General features: G+C 67.9%; 13 protein-coding genes. 2 read left to right on the top strand and 11 right to left on the bottom strand.

The window, feature by feature from the left end; translation table 11 throughout:
- Positions 1 to 37: 37 nt before the first annotated feature.
- A complete protein-coding gene (locus CG51_RS20005) occupies positions 38 to 343 on the top strand; it encodes a hypothetical protein (protein ID WP_143412934.1) in 306 nt (101 codons plus the stop codon).
- Between the two features lie 253 nt (positions 344 to 596).
- Here CG51_RS20005 and CG51_RS08375 read toward each other — a convergent pair whose 3' ends face one another.
- From CG51_RS08375 to CG51_RS08340, 8 genes are all read right to left on the bottom strand, one after another.
- Positions 597 to 2291: an AMP-binding protein gene (locus tag CG51_RS08375; protein WP_332888841.1), complete on the bottom strand. Its 1695-nt coding sequence runs from the start codon at positions 2289 to 2291 to the stop codon at positions 597 to 599.
- 381 nt (positions 2292 to 2672) lie between these two features.
- Complete coding sequence (locus tag CG51_RS08370) at positions 2673 to 3107, bottom strand: GlcG/HbpS family heme-binding protein (protein WP_035743903.1); 435 nt, start codon at positions 3105 to 3107, stop codon at positions 2673 to 2675.
- Positions 3104 to 3448 (bottom strand): 2Fe-2S iron-sulfur cluster-binding protein, encoded by a 345-nt coding sequence (locus CG51_RS08365; protein ID WP_084695105.1) that lies wholly within the window; start codon positions 3446 to 3448, stop codon positions 3104 to 3106. The genes CG51_RS08370 and CG51_RS08365 overlap by 4 nt, the downstream gene beginning before the upstream one ends.
- A 264-nt stretch (positions 3449 to 3712) precedes the next feature.
- Positions 3713 to 5038: a cytosine deaminase gene (locus tag CG51_RS08360; RefSeq protein ID WP_051930267.1), complete on the bottom strand. Its 1326-nt coding sequence runs from the start codon at positions 5036 to 5038 to the stop codon at positions 3713 to 3715.
- Between the two features lie 455 nt (positions 5039 to 5493).
- On the bottom strand, positions 5494 to 6885 hold the full coding sequence (locus CG51_RS08355) for an FAD-binding oxidoreductase (RefSeq protein ID WP_051930266.1): 1392 nt from the start codon (positions 6883 to 6885) through the stop codon (positions 5494 to 5496).
- 88 nt (positions 6886 to 6973) lie between these two features.
- Entirely contained in the window at positions 6974 to 7759 is a 786-nt protein-coding gene (locus CG51_RS08350) for an ABC transporter permease (protein ID WP_035743901.1), read from the bottom strand.
- Positions 7750 to 8592 (bottom strand): ABC transporter ATP-binding protein, encoded by an 843-nt coding sequence (locus tag CG51_RS08345; protein WP_051930264.1) that lies wholly within the window; start codon positions 8590 to 8592, stop codon positions 7750 to 7752. The genes CG51_RS08350 and CG51_RS08345 overlap by 10 nt, the downstream gene beginning before the upstream one ends.
- A 283-nt stretch (positions 8593 to 8875) precedes the next feature.
- Positions 8876 to 9853, bottom strand: a complete 978-nt coding sequence (locus CG51_RS08340; protein ID WP_035743899.1) for an ABC transporter substrate-binding protein — start codon at positions 9851 to 9853, stop codon at positions 8876 to 8878.
- A gap of 146 nt (positions 9854 to 9999) precedes the next feature.
- On the opposite strand from CG51_RS08340, the gene CG51_RS08335 reads away from it, so the two are divergent.
- Positions 10000 to 10893 (top strand): LysR family transcriptional regulator, encoded by an 894-nt coding sequence (locus CG51_RS08335; protein ID WP_035743897.1) that lies wholly within the window; start codon positions 10000 to 10002, stop codon positions 10891 to 10893.
- 112 nt (positions 10894 to 11005) lie between these two features.
- Here the strand turns inward: CG51_RS08335 and CG51_RS08330 are convergent, their stop codons facing one another.
- The 3 genes from CG51_RS08330 to CG51_RS08320 all read right to left on the bottom strand — a co-directional run bounded on the left by CG51_RS08330 (position 11006) and on the right by CG51_RS08320 (position 15151).
- Complete coding sequence (locus CG51_RS08330; protein ID WP_035743895.1) at positions 11006 to 11887, bottom strand: bifunctional helix-turn-helix transcriptional regulator/GNAT family N-acetyltransferase; 882 nt, start codon at positions 11885 to 11887, stop codon at positions 11006 to 11008.
- A 65-nt stretch (positions 11888 to 11952) separates the two neighbouring features.
- Positions 11953 to 12765, bottom strand: coding sequence for a tyrosine-protein phosphatase (locus CG51_RS08325; protein ID WP_035743894.1), 813 nt, complete (start codon positions 12763 to 12765; stop codon positions 11953 to 11955).
- Entirely contained in the window at positions 12758 to 15151 is a 2394-nt protein-coding gene (locus CG51_RS08320; protein WP_035743892.1) for a CaiB/BaiF CoA-transferase family protein, read from the bottom strand. The genes CG51_RS08325 and CG51_RS08320 overlap by 8 nt, the downstream gene beginning before the upstream one ends.
- Between the last annotated feature and the right edge of the window lie 367 nt (positions 15152 to 15518).

Below are 15518 nucleotides of genomic sequence, written 5' to 3'. Positions count from 1 at the left end.
CGAGATCCAGAGATTTCGTGCGTACCGGCGCCGATTTTTGGATTTCCAGGTCCAAGGCATGAGACGTCATAACTTCTTCGGCAGCCTGTCAGGACACGGCTTTGAAGCATCCCACCGGGCTGCCGCCCCGATCGCTGATCCGAATGCCGCCTCGACCGCCGCCCCGTCGGCAGCTCAGTCGGCAGCCCCGGCGCAAGGCCGCCGCCGATCACAGTCTGATGAAAAGGCCCGGACATCGACCCAGCTTGAATTGAAAGCAGGAAAATCGGTCAGCTTCCGCGTCAAAACTTGCGATTTCGGGGCGCTCTTCAAGAAGGTGCGGAAAGTCTCCGCCTCAGTGTAAACTCGGAATGCTCTTTCAGCAGCCTGCTAATAGGCCGCTGAAAAAGTGCTGAAGCGTCATGCCCATGTGTCGAAAGTCGCAAAAATCGGCCCGGAAACGCCCGGAAGCATAGAGATTTCCGGCTGGTTTTCGTCAGATGGCGAAGGATTTCCGTTCCAACACGCGCCGGGTTCCAACACGGGCCAGGTTCCAACAGGGGCCAGAAAGCCTTTTTCAGCCGCCTGCTAACTGTCACATCAGACGGCGGGTCTCCTCAGACGGGCTGCCGTTCCTCCTCCGCCAGCCGCTCCGCCCGATGGCGGAGGTCCGCGCGGATGATCTTGCCGGTCGTGGTCATCGGCATGTCGTCGATGAAATGCACGCGCCTTGGGTATTCATAGGCGGCGAGCCTCCGCCCCACATGCCGCGCGATCTCCTCCGCCAGCGCGGGAGAGGGCGCGTGCCCCTCCGCCAGCGTGACGAAGGCCGCAACGATATGGCCCCGCACCGCGTCTGGCTGGCCGACCACGCCGGCCAGATGCACGGCGGGGTGGGTGAGCAGGCAGTCCTCTATCTCGGCCGGGCCGATCCGATAGCCGGCGGAGGAGATCACGTCGTCATCGCGCCCGACAAAGACGAACCGGCCGTCCGGCAACTGCCTGCCCCTGTCGCCTGTGAGCAGCCAGCGCCCCGTGCCCCCCGGCCCGTCAACGAACTTGCGCGCCGTAGCCTCCGGGTTGCGCCAATAGCCGAGGAACATCACCGGATCCGGGGCGCGGACGGCGATATCGCCTTCCTCCCCCATGGGCAGGGCGGCCCCGGTCTTGCCCTCGATCACCGCCACGGTGTGGCCCGGCGCGGCGCGGCCCATGGCCCCGGGCAGCGGCTCTTCCATTCCGATGCAGCAGGAGACGGTCATGTTGCATTCCGTCTGGCCGTAGAATTCGTTGATGGTCGTGCCGAAGACCTGCCGCCCCCAGTCCAGCAATTCGGCGCCAAGCGGTTCGCCCCCGCTTGCCACCGAGCGCAACGCGAGCCCGGCGGGGGGCGTCTCCAGCCGCATCAGTTTCAGCGCTGTGGGGGGGAGGAAGGTGTTTCGGATGCCGTGGTTTCGCATCAGATCGAAGGCGGCCTGCGCGGTGAATTTGCGGAAGCGGCAGGCGACCACCGTCACCCCATGGTAAAGCCCCGGCATCAGCACATCCAGCAGTCCGCCGATCCATGCCCAGTCCGCTGGCGTCCAGATCCGGTCTCTCGGCTGGGGGAACAGGTTGTGGCTCACCTCCACCCCCGGCAGATGGCCGAGCAGGACGCGGTGGGCATGCAGCGCTCCCTTGGGACTGCCTGTGGTGCCGGACGTATAGATGATGACGGCGGGATCATCCGCGCCCGTGTCGGCGGCGGGATAGTTGTCCGACTCTCCCGCGCAGGCGGCATCGAAATCCACCACCTCCACCCCGGGAAGGGAGGCGTCCGCCGGCTTGTCCTTGCAGAGCACGAGACGCAGGTCCGGCAGTTCTCCGACGATCCCTGCCAGCAGGCCCAGCCCCGTGGCATTGGTCACCACCGCCCGCGCGCCCGAGTCGCGCAGCCGGTGCAGAAGCGCCTCCGGCCCGAACAGCGTGAAGAGCGGCAGGGACACGCCGCCCATCCGCATCACCGCGATATGGGCGAGCGCGGTTTCCAGTGACTGCGGCAGCAACACTCCCACCCGGTCGCCCGCCTCTCCCGGACGGTGAAGGGCGATGCCGCGACGGGCGAGCGCATGCGACAGCCGGGCGCTCCGGGCAAGCAGGGTGGCATAGTCATGCGCCGTTGCCGTGCCGTCCTCCCCCACCTCCAGAATGGCAGTGCGGGCGGGATCGCGCGCGGCCCAATGGTCGCAAACAGCCGTGCCGAGGTTGAACCTTGCCGGAATGTTCCAGGTGAACTCGCGGGCCTCTGCGGCCGTCATCGCCTTGCCCTGCAAGCCGATCCTCCCTCTCTCCCCCTCCGGCGCCTCTCTCCGCGCCGGACGCCCGGACGGACGTCAGGGGATGCTAGGCTGTGGGCGGGAGGCGGTCAAGGCAGCCTCCGAACAGGTCCGGGCACCACCCGCGCGCGGGGCGGGCGATCCTGCCCGTGGAGGGGCCCTGAGCGACAGCCTCCGGGCCTCCACCCGCGCGCGGGGCGGGGGCGGCGTCCCGCTTAGAAGGCTGCCGAAAAAGGCTTTCTGACCCGTGTTGAAGCGGAAATCCTTGGCAATCTGACCAAATCCAGCCGGAAGACTATGTACTTTCCGGCGTTTCCGGGCCGGTTTTCCGATTTCCGGCACGCAGGCATGACACTTCAGGACTTTTTCAGCAGCCTGTTAGAACCGGGCGGGCAGGGGCGTCAGCCCTTCGGACTCCAGCGCGGCGAGAGCGCAGATCTCGTCATTGTCGCCGGTATCGCCCGACAGGCCGATGGCGCCCAGAACCTCTTCCCCCGCCCTCAGGATCACCCCGCCGGGAGAGGGCAGGACCCGCCCGCCCGATGTCGCGGCGAGACCGGCCACGAACTGCGGGATCTGGCGTGACAGCGCCGCGATGTCCCGCGTGTTGAGGCCGAGCCCAAGCGCCCCCCACGCCTTTCCCTCCGCGATGGCGATGCGAAGATGGCCTGCGCCGTCGTCCCGCTTGGCGACGATCGTGTTGCCGCCCTGATCCAGCACCGCGACGGCGAGTGGGGCAAACCCCCGCCTGCGTCCTTCGGCAAGGGCATGGCTGGCCAGCCGGTCCGCCTGCTCTAGTGTCAGCCTGCTCATGCCTGGCGCTCCGGCACGCGCACGGTGAGACCGTCCATCCGCGCCGTCAGCCGGATCTGGCAGGACAGGCGGGAGCTCTCATCGGCATCCACCGCGAAATCCAGCATCTCCGCCTCCGTCGCCGAGGGCGTGCCGGTCACCGCCTGCCATTCCGGCGCGACATGAACATGGCAGGTCGCACAGACACAGGCCCCGCCGCATTCAGCGACGATACCCGGAAGCCCCGCGTTTCGCGCGGCCTCCATCAGTGTGGTGCCGCAACGGGCGGTGACGGCACGCGGGCCGTCCGGCGTCACGAAGGTCAGCCGCAGCGTAAGCGCGGCGGGGGGTGTCATCAGCATCGACGGTCCTCCTAGGGTTTTGGTTTCGGGCAGGTGTTTCCATACGGGCGGGCGGTTTCCATATGGACAACCGGTTCATACGGGCATGTCGTTCATAGAGGCAGGCGGTTTGATACAAGCAGGCGTTTCATACGGGCGGCGGTTCAGCGTGGCGGTGTCCCCGCGAGGAGCCACGGGAGCGGGACCGGGCCGGGACCGGGCCGGGACTGGGGCCGGGCTGCGGTCGTCCTGATGTCGGGGGAGCAGTTCGCATCTCACGCCCTGTCACACGGGTTGCGGTTCGCTCAGGCAGTCCAGTTCCGCGTGATCGGGCAGCGTGGTTTCAACGACGCGCCCCTGCCGCAGCACGGCGCGGTCGGACTGCGGGCGGGCGAGCAGCTCGCTCATCCCCCGGCCGCGGAACAGGATCAGGTCGGCGGTCATTCCGGTTGCGATGCGCCCCTGCGCCACCCCCATGACCCGCGCCGGGTTCCGCGTGACCGACCCCACCCAGTCGCCATAGGCGAGGTCGAGATGGGCAATGCGGGTGAACTCGCGGAACACCTCCATCACGTCATGGTCGCCATAGGCAAAGAAGGGATCGCGGCAGTTGTCGGAGGCCGCCGCAACCGTCACTCCGGCCGCCGCAAGCTCATGCACCCGGGTGATGCCCCGCCACTGCGGCGTGCGGGCGGGGGTGCGACCTTGAAGATAGAGGTTGACCATCGGCAGCGTCACGATGGCAATGCCCGCTTCGGCCACCTTGCCGATGACCCGCGCGGCATCCGCATCGCTCTGCATCGACAGCGAACAGCAGTGTCCCGCCGTGACCCGGCCGCGGAAACGGTTGCGCATCACCGCCTCCGCCAGACGTTCGAGCTGGCCGGAGGCGGGGTCGTCCGTCTCGTCGATATGCAGGTCGATATCCAGACCCTCCGCCTCGGCAAGGGTCATCAGCCGGTCGAGACCCGCATCGAGGCCCTCCGGCGTCGGCGCGTCCATCTTCAGGATACCGCCGAGCGCGCCGCCCGTCTCCGCCGCGAGCCGCAGCAGCTCCCGCCCCCGCGCCCCGGCATAGTGGTCGAGCCGCGCCATGACCACGGGTTGCAGCGCCATCCGCCCGCGCCATTCGGCGGCCATGTCGCGGAAGACGGCAAAGGAGGTGACCGCCTGCTCCGGTTCATAGCTGTCCAGATGGGTGCGGATCGCCCCGGTGCCGTGGGCGTAAGCACAACGGAGGCCGAAATCGAACCGCCGCGCCACGTCGTCGCGCCGCCAGCGGGCTTTGCGGTCCTCAGCCACGGTGCGGGCGGCCGTCGCATGGGTTCCGTCGGTATTGGGCGCGCGGTTCCAGATATGTCCCTTGTCCAGATGGGTATGCAGATCGACGAACAGCGGCCAGACCTGCCCGCCTCGCACGTCGATGCCATCGCCCGTCGGCGCCTCTCCGGCTGGCCGGATCGCGGCGATGCGGCCCCCGTCGAGCAGGAGATCGGCCAGCGCCAGCCCCTCCCGGTCTGGGGACAGGCGGGCCCCCTCCACCAGCGCCACGGGAAGGCGTGCGTTGCGGATCAGCCGGGGCGCAAGGCCGGGACGGAGGAAGGAGGTCATGGCAGGATCACCGTTTTCAGGACGTGGTCGAGGACAGGGCCGCGCCGGAAGGGCGCGGGTTCGTTGCTTCGGCCCCATGACCGGGGAAGGGTCTACCGGGCCGGAAGCCGGGCGGCAGTCTGCACCGGCCGGGCAGAGGGGGCCATCCGGCACCGCAGGGAGGAGCGCCCGACTGTTCCGCGCCGGCGGCAGGATCCCTTTGAGTGCCATGCCGGGGCCCGTTGGCGGCTCGGCACAAGGCCGGGCCGTGTGGGCGGCAGGTCGGGCGCCGGTCTGCGCCACGCGCGGCGCCCACGGGGGGGCAACAGGCTGCTGTTCGGCGTCTCATGCCTATGCTCTGGAAAAGCCGGAAATCTGCCTCGGAATGATCAGGACGTGGAGATTCCCGGCTGGATTCGTTGGATTGCGAACGATTTCCGCTTCGGCGCAGACGTGACGGCCTTTTCAGCGGCCTGCTAGGCCCGGCGGTAGCTCCAGCCGGAGGTGGGCAGAGCCACGCCCTTGCCCTTCACCTCCGATTGCGCAGCGGTGATCTTACCGGGGTTCATCAGGTTCCACGGGTCCATCTCCGCCTTGAAGGCCAGCTCCGCGTCATCCACCGGCTTCATGCCGTTCTCCTTCACGTGCATGGTATGGGTATTGGCGGCGGCGACGCCCTCCTCCTGCATCATCTCGATGACGCGGGCCATCTGCTCCGGCCCTTCGTAGTGGAACAGCGGGGAGCCCTGCGCGCTCAGATGCCCGTCCATCCGCTTCATGTCGAAGCGCATCGGGCCGAGGTCATGGAACTTCTCGTGGCAGGCGGCGATGGAGTCCATCAGCCGGTCGTGGGGGAAGACCCCGATATTGGCGACAAAGGTCGGGTCCACCTTGATCGCGTTCATCCGTGCATGACCGAACGAATATTCGTAAAGCGGCTTGCCGAACGGGCCCTGACCTTCCGGCCCGGAATAGACGATGGTGCCGCCGAAATCCGCCGCGAGGCTCTCGAATGCCTCCAGGAACGGGGTTGCGATCATCACATGGACGGTGTGACGCCCGTCGCGCAGGATGCCGCCAAGGCCGGTCTGGGTGAACAGTTTCGCATAGCGCCATTCGTTCATCGCCACCATCTTCGGCACGATGCCATCGGTGCGGTTCAGCGTGATGCCGAAGTCGCAGGCGCGCAGGAAATCATCGAAATCGACGATGGCCTCGGTCCAGCCATAGGCGGGGGCCAGAGGGAATTCGAGCTCCGTGATGATGCCGTTGGAGCCGTAGGCGTGGTGGACGCGGTTCACCTCCGCCCCCTTCAGCTCAACCACCCGCGGCTCCTCCTCCACGGAGATCACCTCCACCCGCTGGATATTGCCCAGATCGCGCAGGATGCCCCATGTGCAGGAGCCGAGACCGACATGCCCGCCGCCGACGAAACCGCCGATGGTGGAATAGCGGGTGGAGGGATGCATCCGCAGCTCCTGCCCCTTGGGTTGCGTGGCGCGGTCGATGTCATGGCAGATCATGCCCGGCTCCACCCGCACGGTATGGCCCTCATGCCGCACCATCCGGTTAAGCCCGGTCATATCCAGCACCGCACCGCCCGCCAGGGGGATGCCCTGGCCCCAGTTGCAGGTGCCCGCCCCGCGCGGCATCAGCGGCACCCTGTGACGCGCGGCGGCGCGGGCGATGCGGATCACGTCATCCTTCGTGCGGGGAGAGATCACCATATCGGCGAAGCGGTCCTTCAGCTCATCGCGCATGATGGGAGAGAAGGCGGTGGTCATGTCGCGGCTCTTGCGCTTGACCGTCAGCGCATCGGTGGTCTGCGGAATGTCGGAGAGGTCGGATTGGAAGGCGTCGAGGTTCATGGCTTGTCCTTTGGCATGGCGGGGCCGATGGCGCACACAGGTGCACGCGCCCCCAGGCGTTCAGTTGACTTGAGGAAGGGTCGTGCGGTCAGCGGGCGCTTTCGTGCCAGCTGCCGAGGACGAGGCGGGAGACCCCCACCATCATCATGAAAAGCAGCACTCCCGTGACCGTGATGAGCAGCAGCGCCGCGAACATCAGCGGGATGTCGAGCTGGAACCCCGCGAGCATGATCTGATAAGCCAGCCCCGCGCCGGAGCCGCCGGTGCCCGCCACGAACTCCCCCACCACGGCGCCGATCAGCGCCAGCCCGATGGAGATGCGGAACCCGCCGAAGACATAGGGCAGTGCCGCGGGGATCTTCAGCCGGGTGAGCGTCTGCCATTTGCTCGCGCGGTTGACGCGGAACAGGTTCTCCAGCCCCTGATCCACCGATTTCAGTCCCAGCGTGGTGTTGGAGATGATCGGGAACAGCGCCACGATAGAGGCACAGAGGATCAGCGCCGCCTCCGTGTTCTTCACCAGGATGATGATGAGCGGAGAGATCGCCGCGATGGGCGTGACCTGGAGGAGCACCGCATAGGGAAAGAGGGAGATCTCCAGAAACCGGCTCTGCACGAACAGCACGGCGAGCAGCACCCCCGCCACCACTGCGCAGAGAAAGGCGATGAGCGTGATCCTCAGCGTCGTCCACAGCGCGGCGAACAGCACGGGTGCCTGATCCACAAGGCTCGCCGCGACATCGGTGGGCTTGGGGAAGATATAGACCGGCACGGCCCAGAGGCGGCAGCCCAGCTCCCAGACAGCCACGATCAGGAGGCCCACGAGCAGCGGACCGGCGATGCGCAGGAAGACTTCGTTCTTCATCAGCGGCATGTCACGTCTCCAGCAGGGTCCAGCCCGGACGCCTCGCCCAGCAGGCGGGTGAGTTCGGCGCAGTATTCGGCGAAGCGGGTGGAGACGCGGAAGCTCTCCGCCCGCGGGAAGGGCTCGTTGATGGTCAGTTCGGCATGGATGCGGCCGGGATTGGCCGCCATGACGACAACGCGGGAGGACAGGAACACCGCCTCGTAGATCGAATGGGTGACGAAGACGAGCGACAGGTTCCGCTCCGCCCTCAGCGCCAGCAGGTCGCTGTCGAGCCGGTTGCGGGTGAACTCGTCGAGCGCGCCGAAGGGTTCGTCCATCAGCAGCGCGTCCGGCTCCGCCACCAGCGCGCGGGCGATGGAGACGCGCATCTTCATGCCGCCGGAAATCTGGCGGGGGTGGAGACGCTCGGAGCCTTTCAGCCCTACCCGCTCCAACGCCGCCTGCGCGCGCGCATTGCCTTCCGCCTTGGGCACATGGGCAAGGTCGAGCGGCAGGCGCACATTGTCGATGACCCGCGCCCAGGGCAGCAGCGTCGCATCCTGAAACACGATGCCGAGGTTGCATCCGGGCTGCCCCACGCGGTCATAGCCGCCGCGCCACCAGGCGATGCGCCCGTCCGTCGGCTCTGCCAGATGTGCCATCAGGCTCAACAGCGTCGATTTCCCGCAGCCCGACGGCCCGATCAGCGTCACCACCTCGCCCTCGTGCACCGTGAGATCGATGGGGGAGAGGACGCGCCGCGTACCGAAGCTCTTTTCGGCGGAAAGCACTTCGATGACCGGTTGGGCGGCTTCACGATGGAGGGAGGTGACGGGCGGCTTCGGCATGGCGGCGATCATGGCATCCCTCGCAGGACGGCGTCTTCCCGGCGGCAGACGCGGGGATTGCGGTTGGCGGATAGGCGTCGCGGGCGGGATTCTTCCGGGCGAGAGGCCGACGGACAGACCCGCATGGCGGGCGAACGCCGAGGCCCGGCGCGGAAGGTGGGGAGCGGGACGGTCGGTACGACTCTCACCGGCAGGCCGACCATGGCCGACGCCCCGGCGGAGTGTCCACGCCACAGCGGCGCAATACGGGTGCTCTTGCTGGCATGCGTGTGAGCGGGCTGCATCGGACCCTCCATCACTGGCTCGGCAGAACGTTGATCTCGTCGATGATCCGCGTGGTGAAGGCGGATTGCCAGTCCGTCGTTGCGGGCAGCAGGTCCGCGCCGACCATGTAGTCATAGCTCGCCTTCCAGCGCTCGGGGTTCATCGTGCCGATGCCGTGGCGCGCCGCATCCTCCATCCCGATCGTGTTCATCTCCCGAAGATGGGACACGGCGAAGTCGAGCTGATCCTCCGTCATCTTCGGGTTGGCGGCCCGGATCAGCGCATTGCCGGGGGCCGGGTCGGCGAGGTAGCTTTTCCAGCCCTCCATGGAGGCCCGGACGAAGCGGCGGAGCGCATCCTCCCGCTTTTCCAGCACATCATGCCGGGTGGTGATGGTGCCGCCGTAGGGCGGGTAGCCCTCTGCATAGAAGGGCAGGAAGTTATACGAGATGCCAAGTTGCGTCAGCCCGTAGGGCTCGGAGGAAGCGAAGCCCTGCTGCACCGCATGGCTGTCTGCGACGAAGGGCTGGATATTGAACGTATAGGGCTTCACCTGATCGTCGGAGAGGTCGTATTTCGCCTTCAGCCACGGCCACCAGGCGGTGCGGGCGGACGTCGCCATCATCACCGTCCGGTCGCCGATCTGGTCGAGCGCGGTCACGTCGGGATGCGTGACGAGGCCGTTCATGTCGTGCTGGAACACTGCGGCGACAGCCACGAGCGGCAGGCCCTGCGACACCCCGTTCAGGATCTGGAAATCGAAGCCCGAATAGGCATCCGCCTCTCCCGCCAGCAGGAGCTGCATGGAATTCACCTGCGGCCCGCCCATGCGGATCGTCACGTCCAGCCCCGCCTTTTCGTAAAGACCGGTGGCCAGCGCCTGATAGAACCCCCCATGCTCCGCCTGCGCGAACCATGAGGTCATGAAGGTGAAGGGCTCGCCCGCAAGGGCGGGCGTGGCGGCGGAGAGCAGGAGCGCGCCCAGGACGGGGCGGAAATGGCGGGTCATGGCGGTCTCTCTGTTGGATCGTGTTTTTGTTACCTGAGCTATGCGGCCCGAAAGCGCTGAGGAAAAGCAGCAAGATCTGCCATGCCCGTAAACATTTGGTTGACGCTCCGTTCGGTGCTGCCTAGCGTCCCCGGCAGGGGGCATCCATGCTGCACGGGCGTTTGTTGAGCTATCTGGATGAGGTCGCGCGGGCCGGATCCATCCGCAAGGCCGCGGAACGGCTGAATGTTTCGCCGACCGCCGTGAACCGCCAGATCCTCCAGCTGGAGGAGATGCTGGACGTGCAGCTTTTTCAGCGCCTGCCGCGTGGGATGAAGCTCACCGCCGCCGGAGAGGCGCTGCTGACCCATGTCCGGCAGACGCTCCGGGATTACCGCACGCTCGAATCACGGCTGGAGGACATGCGCGAGATGCGCGGCGGGGAGGTGCGGCTCGTCACGATGAACGGGCTGGCGAGCGGGCTTGTCGCCGCTGCGGTGCGGGAGTTCGCCACCCGCTTCGCCCGGGTACGGATCGAATGCGGTGTGACCTTCATCCCCGGCATCGTGCGCGCCGTGGTGGAGGGGGAGGCCGATCTGGGGCTGGGTTACAACCTGCCGGACGATCCGCAGCTTGCCGTGCTCAACCGGTATGACGCGCCTCTCGGGGCGGTGGTGGCGCCGGAGCATCCGCTGGCCCGTGCCGAACGGCTCCGCCCGGGCGACTGTGCGGGCTATCCCCTCGTGCTGGCGGATGAGACGATGGTCATGCATCGTACGATCCGCGACGCGCTCCTGCGTGCGAACCTGAGCTTCCGCCCGCAGTTTCAGTCCAACTCCATCGACTTCATGCGGGAGATCGCGGCGGCGGGCGAGGCCATCGCGTTTCTGAGCGCCTTCGACGTGGCGATGGATGTGGCGGAGGGGCGGCTCATCCACGTGCCGCTGCTGGACCCGGCGATGCGGCCCAATGTCCTGATGCTGGTGACGCGGCGCGCGCGGGTGCAGGAACGCCCGACGCTGCAATTCGTCGATACGCTGCGCGGCTATCTGGCCGAGTGACGGCGGGCGCGCGGCGCGTGCCACCGGAGCTGTCACCCTATGCGGCTGGGGTTCCTGCCGCGATGGTCGTACGGAGCGGACGCTCGGCTCTTCGCCCAGGAAGCGGCAGCGTTCAGGATTCGCGCAGGGTTTTCTCAAAGAAATGATCCGGGTAGGGATCGTCGTTGAAGCGATCAATCTCCGTCCAGCCGCTGGAGCGGTAGAGCGCGATCGCCTCATGCAGGGCGCTGTTGCTGTCCAGCCGGAGGGTAAGGATGCCAAGCGCACGGGCGCGCTCCTCCAGCGCCGCCATCATCCGCCGGGAGAGGCCGAGGCCCCGGGCAGAGGGATCCGTCCAGACGCGCTTCACCTCCGCATAGCCCTTGTCGGTTCCCTTCACGCCGCCGCAGGCGACCGGCAGACCGTCCGACAGCGCGATGAGGAACGTGCCGCGCGGTGGTTCCATGTCCCGCGCCTCCGGGTCTGCGGAGAGGGTCACGTCAAACCCCTGTGCGAGCCGCTGGCCCAACTCCGTGTAGTAGGCTTGCAGGCAATGTACCGCACGCGGATCGCGGGGAGAGACTTCGGCAAGGGTGATGCCGTCACGTCCCAGCGCGGAGGCTACGAGGTCCATGGCCGCCAGCAATGCCTGCGGTCTGGGATGGCGGGAGAGGATCTCCGCCGCCTGTCTGTCCGACAGCGCCTCATAGGCCGCATATTCCCGCCGGCCCGCCTCCGTCAGCCGGGCAAGGCGGCGGCGGGAATCGGCCGGATCCGGCAGGGTTTCCAGCAGGCCTTCCCCCTCCAGCTGACGAAGCAGGCGGCTCATCAGGCCGGAATCGAGGTTGAGATAGCCCCGGATTTCCCCGATCTCCTCCATCCCCTGACCGATGGCGTTCAGCACCCGCGCGGGGCCGAGAGGCCGTCCACGGCCCAGAAAGGACGTGTCCAATGCCCCGGTTTCACGGGTTACGGCCCGGTGGAAGCGGCGGATGCGAGCGACGGCTGACGGCATTTGTCTGACCTTGGTCCGGTAATTTCCCCTGACCTAGATCAGACATTCCCGGCGCGCAAGGGACGTCAGCGTGTCAGCCGCTCCTTCAGGCGCTCCTGCACGGTGGCGTCCACGCCGTTGGCGGTGAGATAGGCGGCAACGCCCCCGTACCGCGCATCTATGTGCGCGAGAACCCCCGCCATTGCCGCGGGCGGCGAGGAAAGAAGCTCGTCCACCTGCGCGGGCGGCAGGCCCCGTTCCAGCGCGGCAGCACGGAACCCCGCGAGCAAGGGGCCGGCGATGCGCTCGGTCAGGGCGTAATCCTCCACCACCGTGTCCGGCGCCACCCCAACGAGCGACAGCAGCAGGCCGGCGATCAGCCCCGTGCGGTCCTTGCCGACGGTGCAGTGGAACAGAACCACGCCCGGCTCCGCCACGGCGATGCGGGTGAGGACTTCCGCGATCCGGGTGCCGCACTGGTCGATCGCCTCCAGGTAGCGGCCCAGAAGGGTGTAGCTCCCATCGGAAACCGCCATGTCGATGGGCGAGAGCTTTTCGAACAGCGGAACATTGGCATAGGAGATACCGTCGGAAGGACTGGCGGAGGGATTGGCGGCGGTACCGTCCGAGAGACTGGCGGCGGTACTGGCCCGCGTGGCATAGGGGCTGGGCTGGCGCGCAAGCTCCGCCGGGCCGCGCAGATCGATGACACTGCGCACGCCCAGATCATGGAGGCTGCGAAGATCGTCGGGGGTCAGCGCGTGCAGCCCGTCGCCGCGCAGCACCCGCCGCCACTGTGTCGTCCCGCCCCCGACCACGGCATAGCCACCGAGGTCGCGCACGTTCTCCGCTCCTTGCAACGGGATCAGACTGTCGGTGAGGGAGGGGGTGTCAGCCATGGGCGCCTCGCAATGTGGTTGGTTCGAGGCTCACGATGCCCCGGTCCAACGCGGAATGGTAGAGGGCGCGGCCCTCGCCGAGGATATCCCGCATCACGGCTTCGGTATCGCCCCCGAGCAGGGGCGCGGTGCCACGGAACGGCATCCGCCGCCCGTCGATCAGGAGGGGCAGCCCCACCTGACGTTGCCGGCCGAGATGCGGACGCTCGGTGTCGTGGTAGCTGCCCGACCGGGTGAGATGCGGGTCCGCCATCGTCTCCTCCGGGGTGCGGACGGGCGCGGCGGGAATGCCTGCGGCCTGAAGCGCTGCGGCGAGACGCTCCGCCTCCTGCGTCGCCGTCCATGCGGAGAGGGTGGCCGCCAGCGTCGCTTCCGCCAGACCGGTCAGCCGGGAGAGCGCGCGGCGCTGCTCCTCATCGGCGGCAATCGCGATCCAGCGGTCGCCCGCCGCAGGATAAAGCCCGTGGAGGGCCAGTGACACATGGCCGTTGCCGGGCCGCGGTGGCTCCCGCCCCGTGGCCGAACGGGTCAGCACGGGGGCCGCGGCAAACGGCAGCAGGAACTCCACCTGGCTCAGGTTGAGCCACTGGCCCCGTCCCGTCCGCTGCCGGTGATGGAGCGCGGCCAGCAGCGCCACCGACCCGTAAAGACCGCCCACCGGATCGCCATAGGCGACATGGCCGAGCACCGGCGGTTCCCCCGGCTCACCCCGGAAGCTCGGCAGGCCCGACGCCTGTTCCAGCGTGGAGCCGTAGGCGCGCGTGTCGGACAGCGGGTTGCCGGTGCCGAAGGCGGACATCGACAGCATGACCAGATCGTCATGTCCCTCGGACAGCACCTCCCACCCCAGACCGAGCCGCGCGATGACGCCAGCGGCATGGTTCTCCACCACCGCATCGCTTTCGGCGACAAGCCGTCGCGCGAGATCGGCGCCCTCCGACGTGGTCAGGTCGAAGCTGACGCTCCGCTTGCCGCGGTTCATCGCGGCGAACCGGTGGCTTTTCTCGAACTGTCGGCCGGCAATGGCCTCCGGTGTCCATTGCGTCGCGCGCCACCAGTCCGGGTAGCGGCCCGCCTCGATCTTGATGACCTCCGCCCCCAGATCGGCAAGGATGCGGGTCGTGAGCGGCCCGGCCCAGCCCATGGAGAAATCCGCGATCCGCAGACCTGCGAGCGGGGACTCGGCGGTGGAGCGGGGTGGCGGGGCCTGCCCCTCTCCCTCCGGCGCGGCGACATGGAGCGGGGAGGCGGGGGCGTCGAGCACCCTGTCCCCGACACGCACCGGGGCCACCGCTCCGCGTTCCGCGAACACCGGGTTGGCAAGGATGCCCGCCGCATCCGGCACCACCACGGCGGGGATGCGGAGCCGCCGCGCCTCCTCCGCCCACTCCTGCGCCGTTCGCGCGGGAAGGGCTGCGTCGATGGCGGCCTCCACCGCATCCGCGCGCTGCTCGCGGAGTGTGGTGGTCCCGAAGTCGGGGTTCTCGGCCAGATCGGCCCTTCCGATCATCCTGCAGAACGCGTCCCACTGCTGCGGTGTGATCAGCGTGACGCCGAGCCATCCCTCCCGGCAGCGGTGGATGCTGAGCGGGCAGGTGGGGGAGAAGCGGTTGATCCCCGCGCGCGGCACCGCCCGCCCGTAGTAGTCCACATCCGCGACCTGCAACTCCCCGAGCAGGAGCGCGGTTTCCAGAATGCTGACATCCAGGGTCAGGGCGGGGCCTCTGGCCAGCAGCGCCGTCAGCGCCGCCACAGCCCCGGCCACACCGCCCAGCAGGGCGGATTGCAGATCGCCCAGCGGGCGGGGCGCGCCCTCCTTCGGCCCTGTCGGGTAGAGAATGCCGGAGAGCGCCTGAACCACCAGATCCGTGCCCCGCCAAGCCGCATAGGGGCCGGACGCGCCGAACCATGACAGCCGCACCGTGCCCCGTGTGGGCGTAATGGAAGGCGTGCCGCGATGATCCTCCCCGATGATGAGAAGGTCCGGTTGAGCAGGAGGCGTGCCAAGCTGCGTGTCAGCGGGCATGGGTGTGGGCGTATCCGTGCTGTCGCCGGTGGCAGTGCCCGTGGCGCGGCCCGTGCTGCGGCTCGCGCCAGTGATGGTGCCAGTGCGATTGCCGGTGCCCGTGTTTTCGCCCGTGCTTTTGCCCGTGTTTTCGCCCAGGCGCTTGCCCGCCATCAGCCACTCGTGAACCAGCCCGCGCGTGGCCGCGTCGCCCGGGATCTCCTCCCGCGCGGCAAGGGGGTCGCCGCCGGACGGGGGCAGCACGGTCACCTCCGCCCCAAGGCTGGCGAGCAGCCGCCCGCACCATGCGCCTGCCACGCCCGGTCCCGTCTCCACCACGGTAATCCCTGCGAGCGGCCCGATCCCTGCAGACCTGTCCAACCGTTTCCTCCCCCTATCAGCCCACCACGGCAAGGAGTGCGGCCCTCCTCCGGCCCGCAGCTCCCTGATGGCTTCCCCTCTTGGATCACGCCAAGATGCCCGGCGCCACGGTAAGCTGACAAATGTCAGCCTCGCAAGCCATTTGTTGCCAGCCTCCGGTTTACAGCTTGACCGGCACAGGGGCAAAGGCTAGCCTGACAAGTGTCAGTAATTTTTGGTGGAGGCCGTATGGCCCCCGCGCGAACGGCTGACAGGGGGAAGACAGGGGGGTTACATGAGGATCACCGGGCTTAACGTCCCGGTCGGATGAGGCCACGGCCCCCGACCGGAAGCGACCTGCTCCCGCAGCCCGGCGCTCCGGCGAACC

The sequence above is a fragment of the Haematobacter missouriensis genome, assembly GCF_000740775.1.
Taxonomy (GTDB): Bacteria; Pseudomonadota; Alphaproteobacteria; order Rhodobacterales; family Rhodobacteraceae; genus Haematobacter; species Haematobacter missouriensis.
The sequence above is the reverse complement of the archived record's forward strand: the minus strand, read 5'-3'. Positions and strand labels throughout refer to the sequence as shown.